At 74.9% G+C, this 5,953-nt stretch carries 5 protein-coding genes; all 5 read right to left on the bottom strand.

Going from position 1 to position 5,953, the window contains the following annotated elements:
• Window positions 1-1,069 (bottom strand): sensor histidine kinase (locus tag ACWTSU_RS05315; protein WP_455138839.1); only part of this gene is annotated, 1,069 nt, incomplete at its 3' end.
• A gap of 219 nt (window positions 1,070-1,288) precedes the next feature.
• Window positions 1,289-2,494, bottom strand: a complete 1,206-nt coding sequence (locus tag ACWTSU_RS05320) for an ABC transporter permease (RefSeq protein ID WP_455138840.1) — start codon at window positions 2,492-2,494, stop codon at window positions 1,289-1,291.
• Window positions 2,481-3,737: an ABC transporter permease gene (locus ACWTSU_RS05325; protein ID WP_455138841.1), complete on the bottom strand. Its 1,257-nt coding sequence runs from the start codon at window positions 3,735-3,737 to the stop codon at window positions 2,481-2,483. The genes ACWTSU_RS05320 and ACWTSU_RS05325 overlap by 14 nt, the downstream gene beginning before the upstream one ends.
• A gap of 9 nt (window positions 3,738-3,746) precedes the next feature.
• The gene (locus ACWTSU_RS05330) at window positions 3,747-4,715 is read right to left on the bottom strand and encodes an ATP-binding cassette domain-containing protein (protein WP_455138842.1); all 969 of its coding nucleotides are present in this window, start codon (window positions 4,713-4,715) and stop codon (window positions 3,747-3,749) included.
• A 253-nt stretch (window positions 4,716-4,968) separates the two neighbouring features.
• A complete protein-coding gene (locus tag ACWTSU_RS05335; RefSeq protein ID WP_455138843.1) occupies window positions 4,969-5,883 on the bottom strand; it encodes a TIGR02452 family protein in 915 nt (304 codons plus the stop codon).
• Window positions 5,884-5,953: the final 70 nt, after the last annotated feature.

A 5,953-nucleotide genomic window follows, 5' to 3' on the forward strand; every position in this document is an offset into this window, starting at 1 on the left:
GAAACGCACCCCCGAGCGCGCGGACGCGCTCCTCCATCGAGACGAGTCCCATGCCGCGGCCGGCGCCGGGCGCCTCTTCCCTCTCGCCGCCCGATGGGGCCGCGCCGTCGTCGGTCACCGTGAGCCGCCAGAGCGCCGGGTGCTCCACGAGCTCCACCGTGACGCGCGTGAGGTCGCGGGCGTGGCGCAGGGCGTTTGAGAGCGCCTCGCGCTCGACGGCCAGCAGACATGCCGCCACCTCGCGCGGCGCCTCGCCGGCCTCCACGCGGCAGCTCACCTCCACGCCCGTGCCCGCGCAGGCGCGCTCGGCCGCGGCGCGCGCCTGGACCGAGAGGTCGCAGGAGTCGTCGCGCAGGTCGTGGACGCTCGCGCGGACCTCGTCGAGCGCCTCGCGCAGGGTGTCGGACACGCCGGCGAGGCCGCCGGCGACCGGCGTGCCCTCCCCCACCACGCGCAGGGCCTCCACCTGCACGACGCCGCGCGTGAGCAGGTGCCCCACGTTGTCGTGGATCTCGCGGGCGATGCGGGCGCGCTCGGCGAGCGTGGCGAGCGCGACCTCGTGGTCCCGGGCCTCCGTCAGCTCGCGGTTGCGGCGCGCGAGCGAGAGCTCCGTCGCGGTGAGCTCGTCGCGCACGCGGCGACGGGCGCGGACCTCAGCCTCGAGCCGCGCCGCGCGATCTCCCATCCGCGCGCCGACCGCCCCGCCGAGAAGCGCGAGCAGCGCGGCCGTCGCGGGGAGCGCTCCCGTGGCCCAGCAGGCGAGCGGCCCGAGGACCGCCGCCGCGGGCAGGAGCCGCGCCCGGCCGCCCGCGGCGCCCCCCACGAGCGCGAGGTCGTAGGCGGCCACGCCCGCGACCGCCGCGAACGGGGGCAGCGCGCAGCCGAGCAGGCAGAGCGCGAAGGCCCCGGCGGCGCGCCACCACCCGCGCGCGAGCTCGCCCGCGGCCGCCGAGATCACGGCCGCGAGCAGCGCGACCACCACGGACGCGTCCGCGGTGCCGCCCGCCGCCAGCGCGAGGGCGGGCAGGCAGGCGAGAAGCGCCACGAGCTTGTCGGTCAGCCGTTCCATGCCCCGATTCTACCGTCCGCGTCCGTCACGCGCCGTTCGCCGCGCGCGCCGCCGGCCTGCTGGTCCGCTGGCCCGCTTGCCCTTCTCGCCGTCGTCCTTCTTGCCGCCGTCGTCCTTCTCGCTGCTCCCGCCTAAACGAACGCTTTGGGGGTCGATTTCGTTCGGATAGGCGGGACGAGAGGGGCGGGCGGGACGAGAGGGGCGGGCGGGACGAGAGGCTCACGCGGCGCCTGCCACGCGGCGACGGGAGCGGCCGAGCGCCGCGCCGAGCGCGAAGATCGCGACCGCGAACAGGCCGACGATTCCCGCCGCACGCCCGGCCACCGCCAGCTCGGCCGGCCCGAGCGCGTCCGCGTGCAGCAGCGTCGTCACCGCGTCGCTCACCCAGTAGGCGGGCACGAAGCGGCCCGCCGCGCGCACGGCCTCAGGCAGCATCGAGAGCGGCACCCACGCCCCTCCCAGAAACGACATCACCATCGCGCCGATGTTGCCCACCGCGTTGATCGCGTCCTCGTCGAGCCCCACCTGCGCCAGAAGAAACGCCAGCGCGAGCGGCACGAGCGCGAGCACCAGCACGAGCGCGAGCGACGCCGCCACGAGCGCCGGGTCCACCCCCGCGAGCGAGCCGCCGCAGGAGGCCAGCGCCACCCCGCAGGTCCACGCCCACACCGCGAGCGCCAGCACGGCGCAGGCGAGAAGCGCGCCGGCCGCCAGGCGAAGCGGCGGAACCGGGCCCGCGGCGTTGCGCCGCCGCAGCTCGGCGCGGCCGAACGACGCCAGCGTGCACCCCGCCACCACGACGATCGAGCTGGTCAGCGAGTAGGTCGAGAAGTTCAGGTACGTCACGAGCCGATCGGTCCCGCCGCTCGCCTGGGCGGACGCCTCGACCGCCACCTCCGCGCGCGCCTCCGCCGCGCCGGCCGCGAGCTCCGCGACCTTCTCGCCGTCCGCGCCCGGCTCGAGCGCCGCCGCCGAAGCGGCCAGCGCCACCCACCTCGACGCCGCCGACGCCGCGAGCGCCCCCGCCTGCACGTCGGTGCCGTAGGCCGCCTCGAGCGCCGCGAGGTCCTCGCCGGCGCGCGCCCGCGCGAGCAGGTCCGCCTCGAAGCCCGCCGGCAGCACGAGCACGCAGTCGGCCGCACCCGTGGCGAGCGCGTCCTGGAGCGCCTGGGTATCGTCCGCCACCTCGACCAGATCGTATGTCTCACCCGCCCACGCCGCGAGCGCGCCCGAGAGCGCCGAGCCGTCGCGGTCCACCACGGCCACGCGCGCCGGGTAGGTCTCGTAGGAACCGGCGTCCGCGCTCGCCGCCGCATCGATGTCGCCCAGCACGAGCACGCCCATGAGCGAGAGCATCACCACATAGAGGGCCAGGTAGATGGGATGCGCGGCCACCACGCGCAGCGCGGTCCTAAAGGTGCTCATGGCTCTGCCTCCTGAAGAGAAGCGCGGCTGCGCCGAGCAGGGCCGCCGCGACGAGCGCGCACGCGGCCAGGCGCGCGGCGAACGGCTCGAGGGACGTGTAGTAGTAGAGCGCGTAGAAGACGTCGCAGACCAGCCGCGCGGGGTTGGCCCACGCCGTCCACGGCGCCGTGCGCGCGAGCCAGTCCGAGAGCTCCATCGCCGCCGTGCCGTAGAGCCCCGCGAAGAGCGAGAGCACGCAGCTCGCCGCCGTCAGGATCCCGGCGCGCGCGTCGATGCCGGCGCGCAGCGGCAGCGCGCCCACGAGCGCGCCGATCGCGGTGGACAGAAGCGACGAGACGGCCACGCCCGCAAGGCACAGCCCCTCGCGCCCCGCAAAGTCCACGCCCACCACCAGCCGCAGGAACAAAAAGGCCACGGTCAGGCAGGCAAACGAGAAGGCCCACGCGCCGAGGACGCAGCCGGCGAGCTGTCGGGCGCGGCTCGTGCCCGAGACGGCGCGGCGGGCGCCGAGCGCCGAGACGCCCGGCTGCGCGAGCGCCACGGCGAGCATCCCGGCCTGCGACGCCATGAGCGCCGACATGCCGAGCAGCGCGTAGTGGTAGCGCACCGTCTCGTCGGGCAGGCCGTGGGTGACCTGCGTGCGCGCGACCGACGTCGAGAGGCCCAGGGCGCGCGCGACGGCCGCGGCGTCCGCGAGCGCGGCGGGGTCCTCGCGTGCCAGCTCGCCGACAAGGGCGACGCGGCTCGCGTACGAGCTCGTGACGGCCTCCAGGATCGACCGGTTGACGGCCGAGCCGCCGCTCGGGTCGGACGTCGTGTAGGCCGAGCCCACCGTGAGGCGCGGCGCGCCGTCCGCACCGACCTCCCACCAGCCGTCCACCTCGCCGGCGGCGAGAAGCGCGCGGGCGTCGTCGGCGGTGCCCACGTGGCGGACGTCGAGCAGGCGGGCCTCGTCGGCGGGCGCGTCGGAGCCGTCCGCGGGCTCCGCGTCCTTCTCGCCAGACGCCGCGCCCTTCTCGCCGCCCGCGTCGAGGGCGTCCACGACCTCGGAGAACGCCGAGGCATCCCAGGCGTCGTCGGCCACCACGGCCACCGGGACCGCCTCGACCGCACCGTCCGTGCGCATCGCCGAGAACATGAACATGAAGACGCAGGACAGGATCACCGGGAACGCCAGGATCCAGATGAGCGCCGACGGCGTGCGCACGAGCGTGCGCAGCGTGACCAGAAGCGAGCTTCTCATGGCCGCCCCCTAGTCGCGCAGCTCGCGGCCGCAGAGCTCGAGGAAGACGTCATTCAGGGTCGGCGGCTCCGACCAGACGCGCCCGAGCCGCGCGCCGGAGGCGGTCAGCACGCCGAGGACGTCCACGAGGTTGTGCGGGCTCGCCTCGCAGCGCACGCGCAGCACGCCGTCCGCGTAGGCGGCGTCGAGCACGTGCGAGAGGCCGCGCAGGCGCCCCATCAGCCCCTCGTCGGGCGCGCCCGTCTCCACCGAGATGCGCTCGCCGAGGCTGATCATGCGCTTGAGCTCCTCGGGGGTGCCCTGCGCGATGGCGCGGCCCGCGTCCACGATCATGACGCGGTCGCAGATCCGCTCGACCTCCTCCATGTAGTGGCTGGTGTAGACCACCGTGGCACCCTCGTCGCGCAGGCGGCAGATGCCGTCCAGGATGCTCGCGCGACTCTGCGGGTCCACGGCCACCGTGGGCTCGTCAAAGAAGATGAGCTCGGGGCGGTGCGCGATGCCGCAGGCGATGTTGAGCCGCCGGGCCAGGCCGCCCGAGAGCTTGCGCGGCCGGAAGCGCACGTAGTCGGCGAGGCCCACCAGGTCGATGGCCTCGTCCACGAGCGCGCGACGCCGGCGGCGGTCGGTCACGTAGAGCGCGCAGAAGGCGTCCACGTTCTCGCGGACGGTGAGCTCGTCGAAGACGGCCACCTGCTGCGGGACCACGCCGATGCGCGCCTTGAGGTCGTAGCGCGCCGGGCCCATCGGCTCGCCAAAGAGCTCGATGGTGCCACGGTCGTAGCTGAGCAGCTGGAGCACGCAGTTGATGGCCGTGGTCTTGCCCGAGCCGTTGGGACCGAGAAGACCGAAGATCTCGCCGGCGCCGATGCGCAGGTCAAGGTGGTCGAGCGCCACGAGGTCGCCGTAGCGCTTGACGAGGTCGCGCACGACCACGACGTCGCGGGCGGACGTGGGTGCTGGGGCGGGTGCGGGCATGGTGCCTCCTTTCGTTGGCACCATTGTCCGGGCCGCGCGCCCGCGCCGGAAGTGAGTTTTGTCACTGCCTTGGCCGACGGCGCTCGGCGCGTGGCGAGAAGCTCCTGTCCATCCGAACGTTCCGGGCCCCAGAGCGTTCGGATACCTAGGAGTTAGCGAGAAGCTCCTGTCCATCCGAACGAAATCGGCCCCAAGCCGTTCGAATACCGAGGAGCAAGCGCACGACGAGAAGGACGCGGGACCGCGCCTACACCTACAGGTACCGCCGCCAGTCGTCGTCGGCATCCTCCTCGTCCGCGGCGCGCGCGGCCGCGGCGGCCTCGGCGGCGGCACGCTCGGCGCGGCTCACGTACGGCGCGGGGTTGGGCTCGGGGAACGTGGCGAGCGCGTGCTCGAAGACCTCGAGGTTCTCGTCGGCGCGGCCGCGCGGCACCGCGAAGACCACCTCGCGCACGCCGTGCGCGCCGCCCGCGAGCTCGGCGCGGAACGTCTCAGCCATCACCGCCGGGTCCCCGCCGAAGGCGCCGCAGCCGAAGGCTCCCAGCACGAGCCGCTCGCGGCCCAGGTCGTCCGCGATCGCCAGCACCAGGCGCACGCGGTTGCGCACGGCGACGAGCAGGTCGGCCTCCCCCACCCCATAGTCCTCGCGGGCGCGGCGCGCGAAGGGCGCGGCGGCCACGATGACGTCGGCGTAGGAATGGAAGCCGTCGCGCTCGAAGCGCACGGCCGGCACCGCGAGCGCGCGGTTGCGGTAGAGCTGGCAGTTGACGAAGCGCCGGCGGTTCTCGGCGTACCAGCCGCGCTTCTCGCTCAGGACGTTGTAGAGGAACGACTCCGCGCAGAGGGCCTCCTCCTGCGCCCACGCGCCGCGGTCGTAGCCGCCGCCGGGACTCGTGAACGACGCGAAGTCGAGCACGGCCAGGTCGCAGGCGGACGCCAGGCCGCGGCCCAGGCGCAGCACCGCGCTGACGGTGTCCTCGTCGGTCACGGTCACGGCGGGCACGCACGGCTCGGCGACGGCGGTCTTGGGCGCCCGGTCGTAGACGCGCGTGGCGGCGACGGCACGCTCGATCTCGCCGCCGAAGCGACGCGCCATGTCGTCGATGTGCCGCCTTGCCTGCTCGGCCCTGCTCGCTCCGCGGCCCTGTCCGCGCCCCCGCTCAGCCATGTGCGCTCCTCTCATAGCCTGACGTGGCCATTCTCGCACAAACCCGCGCGCCCGGGCGCGACGGGGCGGC

The sequence above is a fragment of the Thermophilibacter sp. genome (assembly GCF_966187215.1).